Here is a 19,685-nt window from a genome sequence, read left to right on the forward strand (position 1 = left end):
GGACCGTCTCCTTCAGTGGGCGTCGGTGTACGGGAGTGACTGGATGGTGAGCGTGCCGTCGGTCATGCCGGCCGCCATCACGCGGGTCAGGTCGTCGAGCGCGGCCGTCTGCTCGCGCAGCAGCGCCGCCCGGCTCTCGACCTCGGCGAGGACGGCCTCGTACAGGTCGGCCTCGGCGCTGCTCAGGTCGGGGACGATCAGGTCCTCGATACGGCGGGACGCGCGCACCGCACCGCTGGTGCGGGCGTGCTCCCCCGCTGCCGCCCGCAGCAGCGCGGCCAGCACCCGGGGGCGTACCGGCGGGTCCGCGTCGGGATGCACGCGCAGGATGCGGGCCGGGGCCGCGACCAGCGAGACGCCCTCCACGTCGACGTACACGCCGAAGTGCGGGTGGGCGGTGACGACGAGGTCCCCGGGTTCGGTGAACTGGGCGTGCTCGTAAGCCGTGAGGAGGATGCCCCGGTCGATGCGACGGCCGCCGATGCGGGCCGTGCCGAGGATCTCCTCGGGGGTGAGGACCGTGTAGTGGCCCTCGGGGGTGAGGTGTTCGGGGGCGAAGCGGTGGCCGGGGCGGCGGCGCAGGCGGCGGGCGCGCAGGAGACGGCCGACGGACGTGCGGCGTACCGGCTGGTTCTCCGGGCGCAGTTCCGCCTGGGCGTGCAGCCGGAGTTCGTCGGCACGCGAACGTTCGTGGAGCTCGCCCAAGCGACGCTCCAAGTCTGCGATGAGTGCGGGGCGTTCCACCACCGTCCGCAGGTGCCGGGACGCGGGCGTGCGGTGCTGCGGGGTGAACGCGGCACCGGGACTGCCGTCCAGGTCGGTGCCGTGGACGATGGCGGCGTGGCGCGGTTCGTGGCGCCTGTCGGGGGTCCAGCCGGAAGCACGCCAGATGGCGATGTCCTCGGCGAGGGCGTCGAGGGCGGGCTCGGTCAGCGGTCTGGCGGAGTAGTCCGCGAGGAGAACGAGACCCGTGCGCTGCTCCTCGGGGACGCGGGCGAGGATCCAGACCGCCGTGCGGTAGCCGGGGCGGTAGGCGTAGGCGCCGTCGGGGAGGCTGATGGCCGCCTTGAGTAAACCGGGCTTGAGGAAGGAGCGGCGCAGACGGTCGGCGTCGCCGTGCCGGGCGAGGGGGCCGGTGAGGACGTCGGCGGGGCCGAGGACGACGGCGGTGGCACCGGTGTCGAGGTAGTCGGTGAGGGCGGCGACCTGCTCCAGGACGGCCTTGGCGTCGCGGGTCTCGGCGGCCTCGTAGGGAAGGGCGCAGACGAGAAGGTGCGGGTAGCCCCACTCGTCGGCGGTCAGTTCCTCGCCCTCGACGACGTCGAGCCGGAACTCGTACACCCCTCGCACCAGCATCCGCCGGCGGACCAGGCGGACCCGGGCCGGGTCGGGGTCGGCGGCGAGGTAGACGTGGCCGGAGTCCTCGGCGGCGCGGTCGTGGAGGGCTGCCGGGAGGTCACCGGAGCAGGCGTACGGGACCGCGATCACCGCTCCCTCGTCGAGGGTGTCGACCCCGGAGAGCGCGGCGAGGGCGCGGACCACGGCCGGGGTGGGTCCGTCGGCGGCCGGGTCGTGGCAGCCGAGGCGGTGGCGGGCCTGGAGGATCCAGTCGAAGGCCTCGGCGGGGTTGTAGGCGGCGTCGACCAGTTCGTCGGCGAGGTGGGCGAGGGCCGGGCCGGTGTGCTCGGGGTCGGGCAGGGCCCGCAGTTCGGAGAGGAGGAAGCGGTCGTCGGGGTCGAGGTCGGCGGCCCGTTCCAGGAGCGTGTGCCAGGGGTGGCCGTCGGCGACGGGGGCGTCGAGCTGCTGGTGCAGGCAGGCCAGGGAGGTCAGCGCGCCGAGCAGGACGGACGCGGACAGGGCCGGGGTGCGCCAGGCGGCCAGGGTGTGCAGGGCGAGCTCGGCGCGGAGCCGGCGGGGGTCGGTGTTGCCGCGACCGGTGGAGGCGAGCCAGTCGACGATCGCGCGGGCGTCGAAGAGCGGACGTCCGTCCTCATGGGCCACGGGTGCGGGAAAGTCGGGGTGGCGGCGGGCCCACGTGGTGGGGACCGGGCGCTTGACCTGGGCGAGGGCGGCGATCTCGGCGTAGGTGATCCGCCAGGCCGGGGTTTCGGGCAGGATGGCGGAGGGCGTCCGCGCGGTCGTGTGCGTCGTCATCGGACGTGTCCCCCCTCTCCCCCGGGTCACCGAGGCCGGCTTCCTCGCCTCGCGGTCCGCCCCTCTTCAGTGGGGTGGACGTCAGCAATCTACAGCGAGGTCGAAACCTGAAGGGAAACCCACCTGATAATACGGGTTATCAGTAGGCTCCTCCCCAGTTCACCGATACGGCGGGCACCTTGTGACCACCAAGCGCCACGACGCCGAACCGGAGGACCACCGCGATGAGCCACCCGCCCTCGACACCGCCCAGCACCCCACAGCCGTCCGGTTCCGGGAACGCGCCGAGCTGGGGCGCCGTACCGCCGATGCCGGTCCCGCCGGCCGGTGCCGGGCAGCCTCCGGCGGGCACACCCGTGGGGCCGAAGCCGTCGCGCCGCAAGGCCTGGCTCACCCACGGCGCGACCGCGCTCGTCGCCCTCGTGATCGGCGCGGGCATCGGCGGCGACGGGGAGTCCGGCGGCAAGGACGACTCCTCCGCGCCCGCCCCGGCCGTCACTGTCACCAAGACTGCATCTGCCGAAGCCGGCGAACCGGAGCCGGCTGTCACGGTCACCGAGAAGGTCACGGTGACCCCGAAGCCCGCCAAGCCGGCCAAGAAGCCGGGAGCAGCCACCACGGTGGACGGCGACGGCCAGTACCTCGTCGGGGAGGACATGCAGGCAGGGACGTACAAGACCGCCGGCCCCGACAAGGGCAGCGTCATCGAGAACTGTTACTGGGCGCGCACCAAGAACGCCTCCGGGGAGTTCGACGCGATCATCGCCAACGCGAACCTCCAGGGCCAGGGCCGGGTGACGGTCAACAAGGGCGAGTACTTCGAGACCAACGGCTGCCAGGAGTGGACGAAGGTCGGCTGAACGGCCGCCGCAGACGCCGCCGCGCTCGTGGGGGGACGTGGCGGACCCGGGGCGGGCGGTCCGTCGGGAACGGACCGCCCGCCCTCCCTTTCAGCCACCCGCCCGACGTGAACAGGAGGGGCCGTCGATGGGCCGCCGTTCCCCGCTCGCACAAGGCCAGCACCGGCCACCACGCCGCCACCGGTGAGACCGGACTCCGCACCATGCCTAACCGCGGTACCTCAGCGCCCTCTCGTCCGCGTGGTCGTCACCGGACTCCGGTGCGTGTACCGAGGGCTACGGCAGATCTTCGCGGCGCGCCCCGGACAGCACACGGTGGTACGCATCGGCACCTCTTGAACGGACTCAGACCTGCTGAACCGGCAACACGTCCGGTGACAGCACTGCCGCCCGGGCCGTCGCCGCCGTCATACGGCGGCGGTGGTGGCGGCGGCACAGGACCTCGTAGCCGATCGTGTCGGACTGGTCGACGTCGCCGACGACGACCTGGGCGCCCTCGACCACCATCTCGCCGCCTATCGTGCGGGCGTTGTGGGTGGCGCGGGCGCCGCACCAGCACAGGGCCTCGACCTGGAGGACCTCGACACGGTCGGCCAGTTCCACCAGGCGCTGCGAGCCTGGGAAGAGCTTCGTGCGGAAGTCGGTGGTGATGCCGAAGGCGAAGACGTCGAGGCTCAGGTCGTCGACGACGCGGGCGAGTTGGTCGATCTGTTCCGGGGCGAGGAACTGCGCCTCGTCGGCGATGACGTAGTCGGCGCGGCCGCCGCGGGAGAGCTGGTCGACCACGTAGGCGTACAGGTCGGCGCCGTCCTCGACCTCTACCGCGTCGGTGACCAGGCCGAGCCGGGAGGACAGCTTGCCCTCGCCCGCGCGGTCGTCGCGCGTGAAGATGATGCCGGCCAGGCCACGCGCCGAACGGTTGTGCTCGATCTGGAGAGCCAGCGTCGACTTCCCGCAGTCCATGGTTCCGGAGAAGAACACCAGCTCGGGCATGTGGGGTCGAGCGCCTTTCGGTGAGGGTCAGGGCAAGGAGGGTCAGGGCAAGGAGGTCAGGGGGAACAGGGGGGTGGGGGCGTCAGGAGCGTACTTCGAGCAACGGGACCAGTTGCTCGGCGGGGGTCATCGAGCCGTGGTTGCCGACCATGGCCGACTCCTTCGGTTCCCGTTCGGACGCGATGATCAGGACGTCGTCCCGCGCGGCCGCGATCACGTCGCCGAGACGGCCGTACACGCGCTCGTCGATGTGCGGGCCGAACCAGCCCGCCTCGATCGCCTCGTCCCGCGACGCCACCCAGAACTGCTCGCCCAGCACCTCGCGCCAGCAGGTCAGGACGTCCTGTGCGGCACCGGGCACCGCGTAGACGTGCCGGGCCCGGCCCTCGCCGCCCAGCAGGGCGACCCCGGCGCGCAGCTCCCAGTCCTCGTCGAAGTCGATGCGGTGCTCTTCGTCGAAGGGCACGTCGATCATGCCGTGGTCGGCGGTGACGTAGAGGGCGCTGCGCGGCGGGAGCTGTTCGGCCAGGCGCTGGACGAGCCGGTCGACGTACATCAGCTGCCCGCGCCAGGTGTCGGAGTCGACGCCGTAGCGGTGCCCGGCGCCGTCCAGCTCGGCGTAGTACGTGTAGACGAGGGAGCGGTCGCCCGCCGCCAGCTGCTCGGCGGCTAGGTCGACGCGGTCCTCGCCGGTCAGGCGCCCCAGGAAGCTGCCGCCGCTGAGGGCGACCTTGGTGAGCGGGGTGTTCTGAAAGGTGGGGGACGAGACCTGCGCGGCGTGCACGCCCGCGCGGTGCGCCAGCTCGAAGACGGTGGGGTACGGCTGCCAGACGTGCGGCGGGGTCCACGGGTTCCAGCGGAGCTGGTTCATCAGCTCGCCGGTGTCGGGGTTGCGCACGGTGTAGCCGGGCAGGCCGTGCGCGCCGGGCGGACGGCCGGTGCCGACGGAGGCGAGCGAGGTCGCCGTGGTGGCCGGGAAGCCCGCGGTGATGGGGTGCCCGGTGCCGCCGCGTGAGCCGGCGAGGAGCGACGTCATGAACGGCGCCTCGTCGGGGTGCGCCCGGAGCTGCTCCCAGCCGAGGCCGTCGATCAGGAACACGCAGTTGCGGTCGGCGGCGGACAGCTCGGTTATCCCGGCCGTCATGTCCGGTACGCCCATGCCCGCGGCCAGGGTGGGCAGCAGGTCGGCGAGGGATCCGTCGCCGTACCGGGGGACGGGGGCGGAAGCGACGGCGAGGGGTTCCGGGTGGGCGTCCCAGTCGGCGGTCTGGACCATCAGCGGGCGACGTCCGCGGTCGCCTCGGAGAGGGCCTGCGCGAAGAGGAGGGCCTGACGGACGGTCTCCGGGCCGTCGCCGGCCTCGCTCACGCGCAGGCTGAGGTCGTCCGCCGTCGAGCTGCCCGTGTAGCCGTGGTCGGCCTCGCAGTTGGGGTCGCCGCAGGCGGCGGGCTCGAGGTCGATGCGGGAGACGGCGCCCCAGCCGATGGTGAGGACGATCTCGCGGGGCAGGGTGCCCGGGGTGTACTGCTCCGGGTTGGCGACGACGCGGCTGACGACGACCGACGAGATCCGGCCGAGCTTGACCGACTCGGTGGACGTCGTGGCGTACGGCGTCGGGGAGGTGCTGTCCTCGGCCTGCTCGTCGGTGTGGCTGACGATGAAGCGGTTGTGCGTGAGGACCAGCACGGTCACGTGCCGGCGCACCTCGTTCTGGTCGAACGTGGTCTCCTGGTGGACCAGGTACGACCGGATGGGCTCGCCGCCCACGGCGGCCTCCACCGCCTCGGCCACGAGGGCCGGGTAGTAGCCGCTGCGCTCGATCGCCGCACGCAGCCCCTGGGTCGTCGTACTGGTCTTGGCCATGACGCCATCCTACGGGGGTGCACTGACTGCGAGGCACCGGTCACCGTCGTCTCAGTAGGCGGGCAGGGTCCGCGGCCCGAGATCGTCGCGGGCGGGCGGCGGGGCCAGGCGCACGGAGGCGCCGAGCACGCTCAGGCCGTGCGCGGCGACCACCACCGGTTCCAGGGTGACGGCGACGACCTCGGGGTGGTCGTGGACCAGCCGCGACACCCGCAGCAACAGCTCCTCCAGGGCCGGGGTGTCCACCGGTGCGGAGCCCCGCCAGCCGAACAGCAGCGGGGCGGTCCGGATGGCGCGGACGAGCGAGGCGGCGTCGCGGTCGGTGACCGGGACCAGGCGGTGCGCCATGTCCCCGAGCAGCTGGGAGGCGGCACCGGCGAGTCCGAAGGACAGCACGGCGCCGGCCGCCGGGTCGATCACGGCGCGGACGACGGTGTCCACGCCACGTGGCGCCATGCGCTGCACGACCGGCCTGATCTCCTCCGGCTTGCCGAACAGCTCGGCCAACTCGGTGTACGCCCGCTGCAGTTGCTCCTCGTCCGCGAGGTCGAGGCGTACTCCGCCGAGGTCGGAGCGGTGCCGCAGGTGGGGCGCGGTGGCCTTGAGGGCGACGGGGTAGCCGAGCGCCTCGGCGGCCTCGACGGCCGCGTCGGCGGTGGGGGCGTGCATCGCGCGGTGCACAGGGACGCCGTAGGTGCCGAGCAGCTCGCAGGTGTCGTCGGTGCCGAGCGTGAGGCCCTGGCCGCGTGCGAGCAGCCGGTCGATCAGCCGCGCGGCGCCCTTCTCGTCGATGTCGTCGTACTCGGGGACGCGGCCGGGGTCGGCGGCCTCGCGCCGCCACTGGGCGTACTTGACGGCCTCGCCGAGCGCGCGGACGGCCCGTTCGGCGGCCGGGTAGGCCGGGATCAGGCGGGGTGCGCCGGCGGAGTCGCCGTCCGGTCCGGGCGGCGGTTCCGCCGGGAAGTCGAGGGGGCGGACGGGGTGGGGGCGGGGCACGGTGCCGCGGGGCGCGGTGGTGGTCCGCGGGGCGGTGCTCGCGGCCGCCGACAGGGCCTCGGCCAGGCCGCCCAGCTCCACGTGGACCACCAGGACCGGCTTGCCCGGCACCCGCTCCGCCGCCGACCGCAGCGCCTCGGCGAGCTCGGCGTCCCCGGTCGAGGCGTCGCCGATCGCCGGGATCGCGGTGACGACGACGGCGTCGCAGGCGTCGTCGGCGAGCGCGTGCGACAGGGCGGCGTGGAAGTCGGCGGCCGACGCCTGGGTCGTCAGGTCGAGCGGCGGCAGGGGCCGCAGTCCTTCGGCGAGGCAGGCGTCGTAGGTGAGCAGGCCGAGCGACTCGGAGTTGCCGAGGATCGCGACGCGGGGTCCGGCGGGCAGCGGCTGGCGGGCGAGCAGCAGTCCCGCGTCGACCAGCTCGGTGATCGTGTCGACGCGGATCACGCCGGCCTGGCGCAGCAGCGCGGACACGGTGGCGTGCGGCAGCCGGGTGACGCGGACGGTGTGCCCCTGCGGGGCGGCGCCGCCGTGCCGGGCGCCCTGCACCACGACCAGGGGTTTCGCCGCCGCCGTGCGCCGGGCGAGGCGGGTGAACTTGCGGGGGTTGCCGATGGACTCCAGGTACATGAGGACGACGTCGGTGTCGGGGTCGTCGTACCAGTACTGGAGGACGTCGTTGCCGCTGACGTCGGCACGGTTGCCGGACGAGACGAACGTGGAGACGCCGGTGACGCCGGTGACGCCGCCGCCGCGGCGGTGCAGCCGGGACAGCAGCGCGATGCCGATGGCGCCGGACTGCGCGAACAGCCCGATCCGGCCCGGGCGGGGCATCTCGGGGGCGAGGGAGGCGTTGAGGCGGACGTCCTGGGAGGTGTTGATGACGCCGAAGGCGTTGGGGCCGATGATGCGCATGCCGTAACTGCGCGCCTGCCGTACGAGGGCGCGCTGCCGCTCGCGCCCTTCGGGTCCGCTCTCGGCGTATCCGGCGGCGAGGACGACCAGCCCCTGGACGCCGTGCGCCCCGCACTCGGCGACGACCTCGGGCACGTGCTCGGCCGGGACGGCGACGACCGCGAGGTCGACCTGCTCCTCTATCTCGCGCACGGACCGGTGCGCGGGCACCCCGTCGATCTCCTCCAGGCCCTTGGGGAACGCCTTGTTCACGGCGTACAACCGGCCGGTGAACCCGGCGTCCGTGATGTTGCCGAGGACGCCGCGGCCGACGCCGCCGGGGGTGCGGCCGACTCCGATGACGGCGACGGAGCCGGGCGCCAGGAGGCGCTGCACGGACCGGGCCTCGGCGCGCTGCTCCCGCCCGTACTGCACGGCGAGCGAGCGGTCGGTGGGCTCCAGGTCGAACTCCAGATGGACGACGCCGTCCTCGAAGCTGCGCTTCTGGGTGTACCCGGCGTCCGTGAACACCTTGATCATCTTGGTGTTGCCGGGCAGCACCTCGGCGGCGAACCGGCGAATGCCGCGCTCCCTGGCGACCGCGGCGATGTGCTCGAGCAGGGCGGAGGCGACCCCGCGCCCCTGGTGGGCGTCCTGGACGAGGAAGGCGACCTCGGCCTCGTCGGCGGGGGCGGACGCGGGCGTCCCGTCGGCGCCGATGCGGTCGTACCGTACGGTGGCGATGAACTCGCCGCCCACCGTGGCGGCGAGTCCCACCCGGTCCACGAAGTCGTGGTGGGTGAACCGGTGGACGTCCTTGGCGGACAGGCGCGGGTAGGGCGCGAAGAAGCGGTAGTACTTCGACTCGTCCGACACCTGCTCGTAGAAGCTGACCAGGCGCTCGGCGTCGTCGACGGTGATGGGGCGGATGCGCGCGGTGCCGCCGTCGCGCAGCACCACGTCGGCTTCCCAGTGGGCGGGGTACACGTGCCGGTCCGAGGCGCTCTGCATGGGGCCAGGTTACGGCTCGCGCACGGCACCGGCGCGAGGCAGGCTGTTCCCGACGTCCCACGGGGTCCGGCGGTCGTCGAGGCAGCGGCACCCGGGCCGTTCCGCCGGGCACCCCTGGTGTGGGAAACTGGTCTAGACAACCTTGAACACCGAAGGGCAGCAACACATGGCTGAGCGCCGCGTCAACGTCGGCTGGGCCGAGGGTCTCCACGCCCGCCCCGCCTCCATCTTCGTCCGGGCCGCCACGGCCACAGGCGTCCCGGTGACCATCGCCAAGGCCGACGGCAACCCCGTCAACGCGGCCTCCATGCTGGCGGTCCTGGGCCTCGGCGCCCAGGGCGGGGAGGAGATCGTCCTCGCCTCCGACGCCGAGGGTGCGGACGCCGCCCTCGACCGTCTGGCCAAGCTGGTCGCCGAGGGCCTCGAGGAACTGCCCGAGACGGTCTGAGCGGCCCGAGCGGGCCTCCCGCACGGCACAAAAGCCGCGTCCGCCTTTCCGGCGGGCGCGGCTTCGTCTTTCCCGGCCGGCTCGCGTGGAATTTCACGGCGGCGGGCTCCGGAATTTCCCGGACAGCCGGAAAAGGGCAGCGTAAATCCACTGCCCCAGAATTGCTCTTCTTTGTATACGGCGCCTGTGTTAATTGCGCAGGCTCGGCATGTTTACGGCATGTTGCGAATTCCTCACACGCTCCCCGCGGTCGCCCCCGGAGCCGAAGCGCAGCCGGTGCGCGGACAGCCCGCGCTCGGTGTGCAGGGCGGTGAGCGCGCGGGCGCGTTCGCCGTCGCCACGCGCCACCGCGTCCACGATCGCGCCGTGCTCCGCCCAGGACTCCACCGGGTCGGCGGGCGCCTCCACGGCGAACATCCAGGCGATCTTGTGCCGCAGCTGGGTCAGCGTCGAGGTCAGCGCGGTGCTGCCGGACGCCTGGGCCAGCGTCTCGTGGAACCAGCCGCCCAGCGAGCGCAGATCCTCGCTGTTGCCGCGCCTGGCCCGCTCCTGACCCAGCCTGACCAGGCCGCGCAGCACCTTAAGATGGGCCTCCGTGCGCCGCTGGGCGGCCCGGGCGGCGCCGAGCGGCTCCAGCAGAGTGCGCATCTCCAGCACGTCGGCCGCCTCCTGCTCGGTGGGCTCGGCCACGCACGCGCCCGCGTGCCGGCGGGTCACCACGAAGCCCTCCGCCTCCAGGGTGCGCAGCGCCTCGCGCACGGGGACACGGGAGACGCCGTAGCGGCGGGCGAGGACTTCCTCCGTGAGACGGCCGCCGCGCTCCAGGACACCGGCGACGATGTCGTCCCGGATCGCGGTGCACACCGAGTGCGCCGGAATACGCATGCCGACCTCCGCCTTAATGCCCGTGAAACGTCGACGAATGACGTGTGTTCAGCGACTCTATGGCAAGAAGCGTGAATTTCCGACGGCGGGCCGGAATCCATGGATATTTTTTGGACAGCCGTTGTCCAGAAAGACCGAAAGCCCCGGCTCGGGAGCCGGGGCTGCGGTAAGGAGGGCGGAGGCGTCAGAGGTCGACGCCGTGCGCGCGCAGGTAGGCGACCGGGTCGATGTCGGAGCCGTACTCGGCGCTGGTGCGCGCCTCGAAGTGCAGGTGCGGCCCGGTGACGTTGCCGGTGGCGCCGGACAGGCCGATCTGCTGGCCGGGGGTGACCGTCTGGCCCACCGAGACGCCGACCGACGACAGGTGCCCGTACTGGGTGTAGGTGCCGTCGTTCATCTTGATCACGACGTTGTTGCCGTAGGCGCCGCCCCAGCCGGCCTCGACGACAGTGCCCGCGCCGACCGCGTGCACGGAGGTGCCACTGGCGGCGTGGAAGTCGATGCCGGTGTGGCTGCCGGAGGACCAGACGGCACCGCCGGACCGGTACGCGGTGGACACGTACGAACCGGCTATCGGGGCCACGTAGGACAGCAGGCGCTTGCGCTCGGCCTCCCGCGCGGCGCGCTCCTTGACCTCCCGCTCCTGCTTGGCCTTCTCGGCGGCCTTGTGTCGCGCGGCCTCCTGGGCGGCCTCCTTGCGGGCGGCGGCCTCGGCGGCGGCCCGCTCCTGGGCGGCGGCCTGCGCGTCGATCTGGGTGGCGATGGAGTCCTCGACGACGACGACCGGGATGAGGCCGGTCTGCCCCGCGGCGGGCTCGGCGGCCAGCGCGGGGGCGGCGAGGGTGCCCACGACGCCGGTGGCGGTGAGGGCGGCGACACCGGCCGCACGGGCCGTGGTGCGCTCGAACCGGCCGGGCTTGCGGTGCTTCCCGGAGGGGCGGTTCTTCCCCGTGGCGCAGCTGAACGCCATGTGGTGGCTGGTCCTTTCCTTCCCTCTCGCCTACCGGGTTAGCTGACGGGTTCGGAGCAGGAAGGTCTCCTACGGACCCCCTCGCGGCTGCGCGGGCGTCCGATTCACCCCAGGGACTGCGGTGGGTCCCCGGCTCCCCTGGCTCGCGCCGTACGGGGACTCGGCGATGGCTGTCCGGTGCCGCGGGCGCGGCGCACTGCCTGACGGACAGCCCGGATGACGCTAAGCGGGGCCGCGTTCAATTCCCAAACGGAACGCGGCTTTTGTAGCGCATCCCACAGGGCAGACAGGCAACCTCCGCCCCAATTCGGGCATAAGGGAGCCCTGGTGACTTTGCCGTCACCAGGGCTCTCCTCGCGTGCCGGCCCGCCGCGGGGCCGGCGGGTGCTCTACTCGGCCGTCACGACGGTGACTTCACCGATGCCGAGGGCCTCGACGGGCTCCCGGATCGCCGAGGCGTCGCCGACGAGAACCGTGACGAGGCGGTCCGCCGGGAAGGCGCTCACGACCGCGGCCGTGGCCTCGACGGTTCCGGTGGCGACGAGCTGCTGGTACAGCTTCGCCTGGAAGTCGTCGGGCAGGTACTGCTCGACCTGGTCGGCCAGGGTGCCCGCCACGGCGGCGGCCGTCTCGTACTTCAGCGGCGCCACCCCGACGAGATTCTGCACGGCGAAGTCCCGCTCGGCGTCGGTGAGTCCGTCGGCCGCGATCCCGCGCAGGACGGTCCACAGGTCGTCCAGGGCGGGGCCGGTGTTGGGCGTGTCGACGGAACCGGTGATGGCGAGCATCGAGGCGCCGGTGCCGTCCGGCGCGGAGCGCAGGACCTGCCCGAACGCGCGCACGCCGTAGGTGTAGCCCTTCTCCTCGCGCAGCACCTTGTCCAGGCGGGAGGTGAGGGTGCCGCCGAGGCAGTACGTGCCGAGGACCTGCGCAGGCCACACGCGGTCGTGCCGGTCCGGGCCGATCCGGCCGATCAGCAGCTGCGTCTGGACGGCGCCGGGACGGTCCACGATGACGACGCGCCCGGTGTCGTCCGCGGTGACCGGCGGGACGGGCCGCGGCTCGGCCTGCGAACCCGTCCAGGCGCCCAGGCTGTCACCGAGCAGGGTGTCGAGGTCGACGTCGGTGAGGTCGCCGACGACCACGACCGTGGACGTGGCGGGGCGCACATGCCGCTCGAAGAAGGCGCGTACGCCCGCGGAGTCGATGCCGGCGACGGTCTCCTCGGTGCCCTGGCGCGGACGGGACATACGCGAGGACGCCGGGAACAGCTGCCGGGCGAGCTCCTTGGCGGCCCGGCGCGAGGGGTTGGCCAGCTCGTGCGGGATCTCGTCCAGACGGTTGCGCACCAGGCGCTCCACCTCGGCGTCGGCGAACAGCGGCGCCCGGAGCGCGTCGGCGAGCAGGTCCAGCGCCTTCGGCAGCCGGGAGACCGGCACCTCCAGGCTGACGCGGACGCCGGGGTGGTCGGCGTAGGCGTCGAGGGTGGCGCCGCAGCGCTCCAGCTCGGCGGCGAACTCCTCGGCGGTGTGCTTGTCGGTGCCCTCGGACAGGGCCCGCGCCATGATCGTGGCGATACCGTCCAGGCCCGCGGGCTCGGCGTCGAGCGGGGTGTCGAGGAGGACCTCGACGGCGACGACCTGCTGGCCGGGGCGATGGCAGCGCAGCACCGTCAGGCCGTTGTCCAGGGTGCCGCGCTCGGGGGCCGGGAAGGCCCAGGGCCGGGGCGCGCCGGCCTGGGGCTGCGGGTGGAACTCCATGCTGGCGAGCTCGGTCACTGCGCCGACTCCTCGTTCTCGTCGGTGGCGGGGGCTTGGGCGTCCTCGGCCTCACCGGCGACCGGCTCGTACACCAGCACCGCGCGGTTGTCCGGGCGCAGCCGGGCCTGGGCGACCGCCTGCACCTCCTCGGCGGTGACGTCGAGCACGCGCCGCACGGCGGTGAAGGCGAGCTGCGGGTCGCCGAACAGGACGGCGTACCGGCACAGTTCGTCCGCGCGGCCGGCGCAGGTGCCGAGCCGGTCCAGCCACTCGCGCTCCAGCTGGGCCTGCGCGCGCTCCATCTCCTCGGCGGTGGGGCCCTCCGCGGCGAAGCGGGCGAGCTCCTCGTCGACGGCCGCCTCGATCACGGGCACCTCGACGTCACCGGAGGTCTTCACGTCCAGCCAGCCGAGGGAGGGCGCGCCGGCCAGGCGGAGCAGGCCGAAGCCGGCCGCCACGGCCGTACGGTCGCGCCGCACGAGCCGGTTGTAGAGGCGGGAGGACTCGCCGCCGCCGAGGACGGTCAGCGCCAGGTCGGCGGCGTCGGCCTCGCGGGTGCCGTCGCTCGGGAGGCGGTAGGCGGCCATCATCGCGCGCGCGGGGACGTTCTCCTCGACGACCTCGCGCAAATCCTCGCCGATGACGTCGGGCAGCGAGCCGTCGCGCGGAGCAGGCTTGCCGTCGTGGGACGGGATGGAGCCGAAGTACTTCTCGACCCAGGCCAGCGTCTGCTCCGGGTCGATGTCGCCGACGACCGACAGCACGGCGTTGTTCGGCGCGTAGTAGGTCCGGAAGAACGCGCGCGCGTCCTCCAGGCTCGCCGCGTCGAGGTCGGCCATCGAGCCGATCGGCGTGTGGTGGTAGGGGTGCCCGTCGGGGTACGACATCGCGGTCAGGCGCTCGAAGGCGGTGCCGTACGGGACGTTGTCGTAGCGCTGGCGCCGCTCGTTCTTCACGACGTCGCGCTGGTTCTCCAGGCCCTCCTCGTCGAGCGCCACCAGGAGGCTGCCCATGCGGTCGGCCTCCAGCCACAGCGCGAGCTCCAGCTGGTGGGCGGGCATGGTCTCGAAGTAGTTGGTGCGCTCGAAGCTGGTGGTGCCGTTGGGCGAGCCGCCCGCGCCCTGGACGAGCTCGAAGTGGCCCGTGCCCTTCACGCTGTTCGACCCCTGGAACATCAGGTGCTCGAAGAGGTGGGCGAGTCCGGTACGGCCCTTGACCTCGTGGCGGGAGCCGACGTCGTACCAGAGACAGACCGCGGCGACCGGCGTGAGGTGGTCCTCGGAGAGCACCACGCGCAAGCCGTTGGCCAGGCGGTGCTCGGTCGCGGTGAGGCCGCCGGATTGTGCCTCCGGTGTGGCCGTGTGACCCATGGGCAAGATGTCCTTCCGGTCGCGTGCGCTGCGTTGTGTCGAGCGGATCCCGCTCAGCTCCTGCCACTGTATGCAGCGTGCGGAGGCTCGGCGAAGTTCCCGGGCACACCGACGTGCCGGTCCGGCCCCGGCCGCGGCCTCCGGCGGCGCCCCCTCGGGGCCGCCGAGCGGCTTCGCCGGGCCTCACGGCGCGGGCGCGGCACGGCCGGGCGGTCCGGGCCCCGGGCCGACACCGCTCGCCTCGACCTGGCATGCTTCCCGTCGATCACCCCTGAGGGTGAACGGTCGCGCGGCACCGGCTTGCCGCCGGCGCCGCGCGCGGTCCCGAGCGGGCCGGCCGGTGTCCCGTGCGCCACCGCGGTCGCGGGAGGAGACCGGCGTCGGCGACACTTCACCTCGCCGGGCGGGAGCCCCACATCGGGTCCTGGTCGGTGGTTGTCAGTGCCGCGGTCCACAATGGTCCGCGTCAGACCCGTCACACGCTTGCGCCACAGCACACAGAAGGAGCCGGCAGCGATGGCCCGCCGCAGCACGAAGACCCCGCCGCCCGACGACTCGTTCGAGGAGCGGATCCTCGACATCGACGTCGTCGACGAGATGCAGGGCTCCTTCCTCGAGTACGCCTACTCGGTCATCTACTCGCGCGCCCTGCCGGACGCCCGCGACGGCCTGAAGCCGGTGCACCGCCGCATCGTCTACCAGATGAACGAGATGGGCCTGCGTCCCGACCGCGGCTATGTGAAGTGCGCCCGTGTCGTCGGCGAGGTCATGGGCAAGCTGCACCCGCACGGCGACGCGTCGATCTACGACGCCCTGGTGCGAATGGCCCAGCCCTTCTCGATGCGCGTGCCGCTGGTGGACGGCCACGGCAACTTCGGCTCCCTGGGCAACGACGACCCGCCGGCCGCCATGCGGTACACCGAGTGCCGGCAGGCGCAGGCGACGAGCCTGATGACGGAGTCGATCGACGAGGACACGGTCGACTTCGCCCCGAACTACGACGGCCAGGAGCAGGAGCCGGTCGCCCTGCCGGCCGCCTTCCCGAACCTCCTGGTCAACGGCGCGTCCGGCATCGCCGTGGGTATGGCGACGAACATGCCGCCGCACAACCTCTCCGAGGTCATCGCCGCCGCCCGGCACCTGATCCGCCACCCGAACGCGGATCTGGACACCCTGATGAAGCACGTCCCCGGCCCCGACCTGCCGACCGGCGGCCGGATCGTCGGCCTCTCCGGCATCCGGGACGCCTACGCGACGGGCCGCGGCACCTTCAAGATCCGCGCGACGGTGGAGATCGAGACGGTCACCGCCCGCCGCAAGGGCCTCGTCGTCACCGAGCTGCCCTTCGCGGTCGGCCCGGAGAAGGTGATCGCCAAGATCAAGGACCTGGTCGGCTCGAAGAAGCTCCAGGGCATCGCGGACGTCAAGGACCTCACCGACCGCGAGCACGGGCTGCGCCTGGTCATCGAGATCAAGAACGGCTTCGTGCCGGAGGCGGTCCTGGAGCAGCTGTACAAGCTGACGCCGATGGAGGAGTCCTTCGGCATCAACAACGTCGCGCTGGTCGACGGGCAGCCCCTCACCCTGGGCCTGAAGGAGCTGCTGGAGGTCTACCTCGACCACCGCTTCGAGGTCGTACGGCGCCGCAGCGAGTTCCGGCGGGCCAAGCGGCGTGACCGGCTGCACCTGGTCGAGGGCCTGCTCACGGCGCTCATCGACATCGACGAGGTCATCCGCCTGATCCGCTCCAGCGAGAACAGCGCGCAGGCGAAGGAGCGCCTGATGGAGCGCTTCTCGCTGTCCGACGTGCAGACGCAGTACATCCTCGACACGCCGCTGCGCCGGCTCACCAAGTTCGACCGCATCGAGCTGGAGGCGGAGAAGGACCGGCTGGGCCGGGAGATCGCCGAGCTGACCCGGATCCTGGACTCGGACACGGAGCTGCGCAAGCTGGTCTCCGCGGAACTGGCCGCGGTCGCCAAGAAGTTCGGCAGCGAGCGGCGTACGGTCCTGCTGGAGTCGTCCGGCACCCAGGTGTCCGCCGTGCCGCTGCAGGTCGCGGACGACCCGTGCCGGGTACTGCTGTCCTCGACGGGTCTGCTGGCCCGTACGGCGAACGGCGGCCCGTTCGCGGACGACGACGACGCTAAGCGGTCCAAGCACGACGTGATCGTCTCGGCGGTGCCGGCCACGGCGCGCGGCGAGGTGGGCGCGGTGACGTCGGCGGGCCGGCTGCTGCGGATCAGCGTGGTCGATCTGCCGCAGCTCCCGGAGACCGCGTCGCGGCCCAACCTGGCGGGCGGCGCGCCGCTGGCGGAGTTCGTCTCCCTGGAGGACGGCGAGCGGGTGGTCTGCCTGACGACGCTCGACGAGTCCTCCCCCGGCCTGGCGCTGGGCACGGAGCAGGGCGTGGTCAAGCGGGTGGTGCCCGACTACCCGTCCAACAAGGAGGAGCTGGAGGTCATCACCCTGAAGGAGGGTGACCGGATCGTCGGCGCGGTCGAGCTGCGCACCGGCGAGGAGGACCTCGTCTTCATCACGGACGACGCCCAGCTGCTGCGCTACCAGGCGTCCGTGGTCCGCCCGCAGGGCCGTCCGGCGGGCGGTATGACCGGTATCAAGCTCACCGAGGGCGCGAAGGTCATCTCCTTCACCGCGGTGGACCCCGCGTCCGACGCGGTGGTGTTCACGGTCGCGGGCTCGCGCGGCACCCTGGACGACTCGGTCCAGACGACGGCCAAGCTGACCCCGTTCGACCAGTACCCGCGCAAGGGACGCGCCACGGGCGGCGTGCGCTGCCAGCGGTTCCTGAAGGGCGAGGACTGCCTGTCCCTGGCCTGGGCGGGCGCCACCCCGGCGCGGGCCGCCCAGAAGAACGGCACACCGGTCGAGCTGCCCGAGATGGACCCGCGCCGCGACGGCTCGGGGGTGTCCCTGCCGAAGACGGTCGCGGTGGTGGCGGGACCGTTCTAGGGGGCGCCGGCGGCGCGGTGGGCCGCGCGCGTCAGGCAGCCTCCTCCGGGTCCCGCACATAGCGCAGGACGCCCCACATGCCGTGCTCGTCGGCGGTGTGCGGGGCGTCGCTCGTGCACGCGCGCAGGTCCTTCTCCAGGGCGGCCGCGTCGATGCCGGAGCCGATCAGGACGAGCTGCGTACGGCGGGGCGCCCCGCCGGGCCGGCGCTCCGGATAGAAGCGCAGGAACGGCCCGACGGCGTGCACGGCGTAGCGGTTGGCGGGGTCGTAGGCCCCGAAGTCCACGTATCCCTTGATCCGGTACAGCCCTTCGGACCTGCGGTCGAGGAAGGCGATCAGCCGGCGCGGGTCGAGGGGGACGTCGGAGGTGAAGGACAGGCTGTCGTAGCCGGTGTGCAGATGCCCTTCGGGATCCTGTCCGGGCTGGTCGTCGTGGTGGTGCAGATCGTCGAAGGACAACTGCCCGACGCGCTCCTCGCTGGGCCGGCAGTCGAAGAGGAAGCCGGGGTCGATGCGGCCGTAGGTGGCGGGGACGACGGCGGCGTGCTCCGCCAGGTCACGGACCGGCCCGAGCACGCGCTCGCGGTCCGCGGCCCGGTCCAGTTTGTTGACGACGACGAGGTCGGCGAGGGCGAGATGCCGGTCGATCTCGGGGTGCTTGGTACGGGTGGCGTCGAACTCGGCGGCGTCGACGACCTCGACGAGCCCGCCGTACACGATGCCGGGCAGCTCGCTGGCGAGCAGCATCCGGACGAGTTCCTGCGGTTCGGCCAGACCGCTGGCCTCGATGACGATGACGTCGATCCCGGTGCCGGGCCGGGCGAGCCGCTCCAGATAGCCGTCGAGCTCACTGGAGTCGACCGCGCAGCACAGGCAGCCGTTGCCCAGGGACACGGTGGAGTCGCCGAGTGCCCCGGCGACGGCGAGCGCGTCGATCTCGATGGCGCCGAAGTCGTTGACGATCGCGCCGATCCGGGTGCCTCCGCTGTGGTGGAGGAGGTGATTGAGCAGAGTCGTCTTGCCGGAACCGAGGAATCCGGCGAGGACGACGACCGGAATCTGCTGCGGGCCCTGGCTCGGCTGAGTCACCGTGCGACCTCTCTCACGCCTACGGGTGCACCGGCTCGTGGCCCGGCGCACGTACGAGAATCGAATGCCGGACCAGGATACGAGCGGTGAGAATCGCCGCGAAGTGAACGATTGTTAGCAGCACTTGCCGGGCAGACGTCTGGCATGGCGCTGGAGTGTGCGACCCTCGCTTCCCTCTGTGCGCCTCCTCTCCGCCTCCCCGCCGATCAGAGCCGCTCGGCACTCTGGGAGACGGCAAGCGCCGCCCACCGCTCGCCGGTCCCCTCCAGTCGCCCCACATCCCGACGACCGGCGGACGGCCGCCGCCTGATTCGGGGGTTGACATGGCCACAAAGAAGAGTGCCGCAAGGAGGTTGGGCTCCGTCGCGGCCGGTCTCGTACTCGCCACGGCGGGGATGACACTGGCCGCGCGCCGCAGCCTGGAAGCGGAGAAGCTGCAGTTGAGGCGCCTGGAACTGGAGGAACTGACCTCCCGGCGCAGGGCTCTGGCCCATCAACAGCGCATGCACTGGGAACTGCTGTCCAGGGCGATCGACGATCCGTCGCTGGCCGCCGTGATCGACACCTACGCTCCGGATACTCCGCCTGCGAAGCGCCGCCAGTACTTCTATGCCAACGCGTGGTACGTCAACCTCTATCACCTCTACCGGGCGGGACTCATCGACCTGGAGGAGTTCCACGGGCACGCGCGCGAGCTCATGCACACCCCCCTGATGCGGGAGTACTGGGAGGCCGCGAAGGCGCTGCGCGCGACCCTCGCCGACTCGTCGGACGAGGCTCAGCTGGGCCGACTCGTCGACCAACTGGTCAAGGACCTCGACGAAGCCGACACGGATGAGTGGTGGGTGGTCGGCAACCCACCGACGAATCCCACGAACGACAGCTGAAGTACCGTATGCCATCAGGGTCAACACATCGCTACGACTCGGGTTCTTTGTCAGTCAGACGTCCTGGCTCCCAGTAACGTTCTGCCGTCCACTAACCCTCCGTAGCGATCGGAAGTACCTTGAAGATCAAGCGCCGTATTGGTGTGCCACCAAGTGCCCGAGGCAGTGCCTCGGGAGGCAACTGCCCAGATGTGTTCGAACTGAGCGATGGGAACTTCGCTGTGATCGGCACCGAGGCCACTGAGGCGCTTGAGCGAGAACTGCCCGCCGACGCGTCGCGCGCAGACTACGAACGCATCGTGGTCGTGAGCAGAGAGACGTTGATCCGCGCCAAGGCCGACATTCCCGACGCCTGAACCGTACGAGCACGCGCCCACCCGTCTCGTCCGCTGAAGCCACGCCCGACCGCGCGCCACCGCTGCGCGAACCGGGTACACCGACTCGCGAGCAGGCCGTCACCTCGTGACTGCTCGATCTCCCCCCGATGAGGCCTGGAGCCAGAACGGCACCAGGCCACACGTATGTCCGGACCAC

General features: G+C 72.3%; 15 protein-coding genes and 1 riboswitch. Of the genes, 5 read left to right on the plus strand and 10 right to left on the minus strand.

The genetic code is table 11. The features are described 5' to 3' along the window. Positions 1–12 precede the first annotated feature (12 nt). Positions 13–2,154: a hypothetical protein gene (locus ACFRAC_RS17285; RefSeq protein WP_382924724.1), complete on the minus strand. Its 2,142-nt coding sequence runs from the start codon at positions 2,152–2,154 to the stop codon at positions 13–15. A 224-nt stretch (positions 2,155–2,378) separates the two neighbouring features. Here ACFRAC_RS17285 and ACFRAC_RS17290 point away from each other — a divergent pair, with 224 nt between their 5' ends. Next, complete coding sequence (locus ACFRAC_RS17290) at positions 2,379–3,014, plus strand: hypothetical protein (RefSeq protein WP_382924725.1); 636 nt, start codon at positions 2,379–2,381, stop codon at positions 3,012–3,014. Positions 3,015–3,359: 345 nt separating this feature from the next. Here ACFRAC_RS17290 and ACFRAC_RS17295 read toward each other — a convergent pair whose 3' ends face one another. The 4 genes from ACFRAC_RS17295 to ACFRAC_RS17310 form a co-directional block, all read right to left on the minus strand. Next, complete coding sequence (locus ACFRAC_RS17295) at positions 3,360–4,007, minus strand: thymidine kinase (protein WP_382924726.1); 648 nt, start codon at positions 4,005–4,007, stop codon at positions 3,360–3,362. An 82-nt stretch (positions 4,008–4,089) separates the two neighbouring features. Continuing rightward, a complete protein-coding gene (locus ACFRAC_RS17300; RefSeq protein ID WP_382924727.1) occupies positions 4,090–5,283 on the minus strand; it encodes an alkaline phosphatase family protein in 1,194 nt (397 codons plus the stop codon). Continuing rightward, positions 5,283–5,870, minus strand: a complete 588-nt coding sequence (locus tag ACFRAC_RS17305; protein ID WP_382924728.1) for a DUF5998 family protein — start codon at positions 5,868–5,870, stop codon at positions 5,283–5,285. The genes ACFRAC_RS17300 and ACFRAC_RS17305 overlap by 1 nt, the downstream gene beginning before the upstream one ends. Positions 5,871–5,921: 51 nt before the next feature. Next, a complete protein-coding gene (locus ACFRAC_RS17310) occupies positions 5,922–8,768 on the minus strand; it encodes a GNAT family N-acetyltransferase (RefSeq protein WP_382924729.1) in 2,847 nt (948 codons plus the stop codon). Between the two features lie 166 nt (positions 8,769–8,934). Here ACFRAC_RS17310 and ACFRAC_RS17315 point away from each other — a divergent pair, with 166 nt between their 5' ends. Beyond that, positions 8,935–9,216 carry an HPr family phosphocarrier protein gene (locus tag ACFRAC_RS17315; RefSeq protein ID WP_029382363.1) on the plus strand — a complete coding sequence of 94 codons (282 nt, stop codon included), beginning with the start codon at positions 8,935–8,937 and terminating at the stop codon, positions 9,214–9,216. 189 nt (positions 9,217–9,405) lie between these two features. Here ACFRAC_RS17315 and ACFRAC_RS17320 read toward each other — a convergent pair whose 3' ends face one another. The 4 genes from ACFRAC_RS17320 to ACFRAC_RS17335 form a co-directional block, all read right to left on the minus strand. After that, entirely contained in the window at positions 9,406–10,101 is a 696-nt protein-coding gene (locus tag ACFRAC_RS17320) for a GntR family transcriptional regulator (RefSeq protein ID WP_382924730.1), read from the minus strand. Between the two features lie 184 nt (positions 10,102–10,285). Beyond that, positions 10,286–11,071, minus strand: a complete 786-nt coding sequence (locus tag ACFRAC_RS17325; RefSeq protein WP_382924731.1) for a M23 family metallopeptidase — start codon at positions 11,069–11,071, stop codon at positions 10,286–10,288. A gap of 12 nt (positions 11,072–11,083) precedes the next feature. Further along, positions 11,084–11,247, minus strand: a riboswitch (cyclic di-AMP (ydaO/yuaA leader). A gap of 213 nt (positions 11,248–11,460) precedes the next feature. Beyond that, a complete protein-coding gene (locus ACFRAC_RS17330) occupies positions 11,461–12,849 on the minus strand; it encodes a M16 family metallopeptidase (protein WP_382924732.1) in 1,389 nt (462 codons plus the stop codon). Continuing rightward, on the minus strand, positions 12,846–14,201 hold the full coding sequence (locus ACFRAC_RS17335; RefSeq protein ID WP_382924733.1) for a M16 family metallopeptidase: 1,356 nt from the start codon (positions 14,199–14,201) through the stop codon (positions 12,846–12,848). The genes ACFRAC_RS17330 and ACFRAC_RS17335 overlap by 4 nt, the downstream gene beginning before the upstream one ends. A gap of 516 nt (positions 14,202–14,717) precedes the next feature. Between ACFRAC_RS17335 and ACFRAC_RS17340 the strand changes: the two genes are divergently transcribed. Further along, complete coding sequence (locus ACFRAC_RS17340; RefSeq protein WP_382924734.1) at positions 14,718–17,174, plus strand: DNA topoisomerase (ATP-hydrolyzing) subunit A; 2,457 nt, start codon at positions 14,718–14,720, stop codon at positions 17,172–17,174. A gap of 31 nt (positions 17,175–17,205) precedes the next feature. Here ACFRAC_RS17340 and ACFRAC_RS17345 read toward each other — a convergent pair whose 3' ends face one another. Beyond that, a complete protein-coding gene (locus ACFRAC_RS17345; RefSeq protein ID WP_382924735.1) occupies positions 17,206–18,264 on the minus strand; it encodes a CobW family GTP-binding protein in 1,059 nt (352 codons plus the stop codon). A 353-nt stretch (positions 18,265–18,617) separates the two neighbouring features. Between ACFRAC_RS17345 and ACFRAC_RS17350 the strand changes: the two genes are divergently transcribed. Continuing rightward, positions 18,618–19,151, plus strand: coding sequence for a DUF6082 family protein (locus ACFRAC_RS17350; RefSeq protein WP_382924736.1), 534 nt, complete (start codon positions 18,618–18,620; stop codon positions 19,149–19,151). 119 nt (positions 19,152–19,270) lie between these two features. Continuing rightward, a complete protein-coding gene (locus ACFRAC_RS17355; protein WP_062671481.1) occupies positions 19,271–19,507 on the plus strand; it encodes a hypothetical protein in 237 nt (78 codons plus the stop codon). Positions 19,508–19,685 lie beyond the last annotated feature (178 nt).

The sequence above is a fragment of the Streptomyces sp. NPDC056628 genome (assembly GCF_042792555.1).
Taxonomy (GTDB): Bacteria; Actinomycetota; Actinomycetes; order Streptomycetales; family Streptomycetaceae; genus Streptomyces.

Excerpts from the sequence above, each read along its gene's own strand:
- ACFRAC_RS17310 (WP_382924729.1), bottom strand. The coding sequence starts at position 8,768 with ATGCAGAGCGCCTCGGACCGGCACGTGTACCCCGCCCACTGGGAAGCC.
- ACFRAC_RS17300 (WP_382924727.1), bottom strand. The coding sequence starts at position 5,283 with ATGGTCCAGACCGCCGACTGGGACGCCCACCCGGAACCCCTCGCCGTC.
- ACFRAC_RS17285 (WP_382924724.1), bottom strand. The coding sequence starts at position 2,154 with ATGACGACGCACACGACCGCGCGGACGCCCTCCGCCATCCTGCCCGAA.
- ACFRAC_RS17340 (WP_382924734.1), top strand. The coding sequence starts at position 14,718 with ATGGCCCGCCGCAGCACGAAGACCCCGCCGCCCGACGACTCGTTCGAG.
- ACFRAC_RS17335 (WP_382924733.1), bottom strand. The coding sequence starts at position 14,201 with ATGGGTCACACGGCCACACCGGAGGCACAATCCGGCGGCCTCACCGCG.
- ACFRAC_RS17290 (WP_382924725.1), top strand. The coding sequence starts at position 2,379 with ATGAGCCACCCGCCCTCGACACCGCCCAGCACCCCACAGCCGTCCGGT.
- ACFRAC_RS17295 (WP_382924726.1), bottom strand. The coding sequence starts at position 4,007 with ATGCCCGAGCTGGTGTTCTTCTCCGGAACCATGGACTGCGGGAAGTCG.
- ACFRAC_RS17315 (WP_029382363.1), top strand. The coding sequence starts at position 8,935 with ATGGCTGAGCGCCGCGTCAACGTCGGCTGGGCCGAGGGTCTCCACGCC.
- ACFRAC_RS17325 (WP_382924731.1), bottom strand. The coding sequence starts at position 11,071 with ATGGCGTTCAGCTGCGCCACGGGGAAGAACCGCCCCTCCGGGAAGCAC.
- ACFRAC_RS17320 (WP_382924730.1), bottom strand. The coding sequence starts at position 10,101 with ATGCGTATTCCGGCGCACTCGGTGTGCACCGCGATCCGGGACGACATC.
- ACFRAC_RS17305 (WP_382924728.1), bottom strand. The coding sequence starts at position 5,870 with ATGGCCAAGACCAGTACGACGACCCAGGGGCTGCGTGCGGCGATCGAG.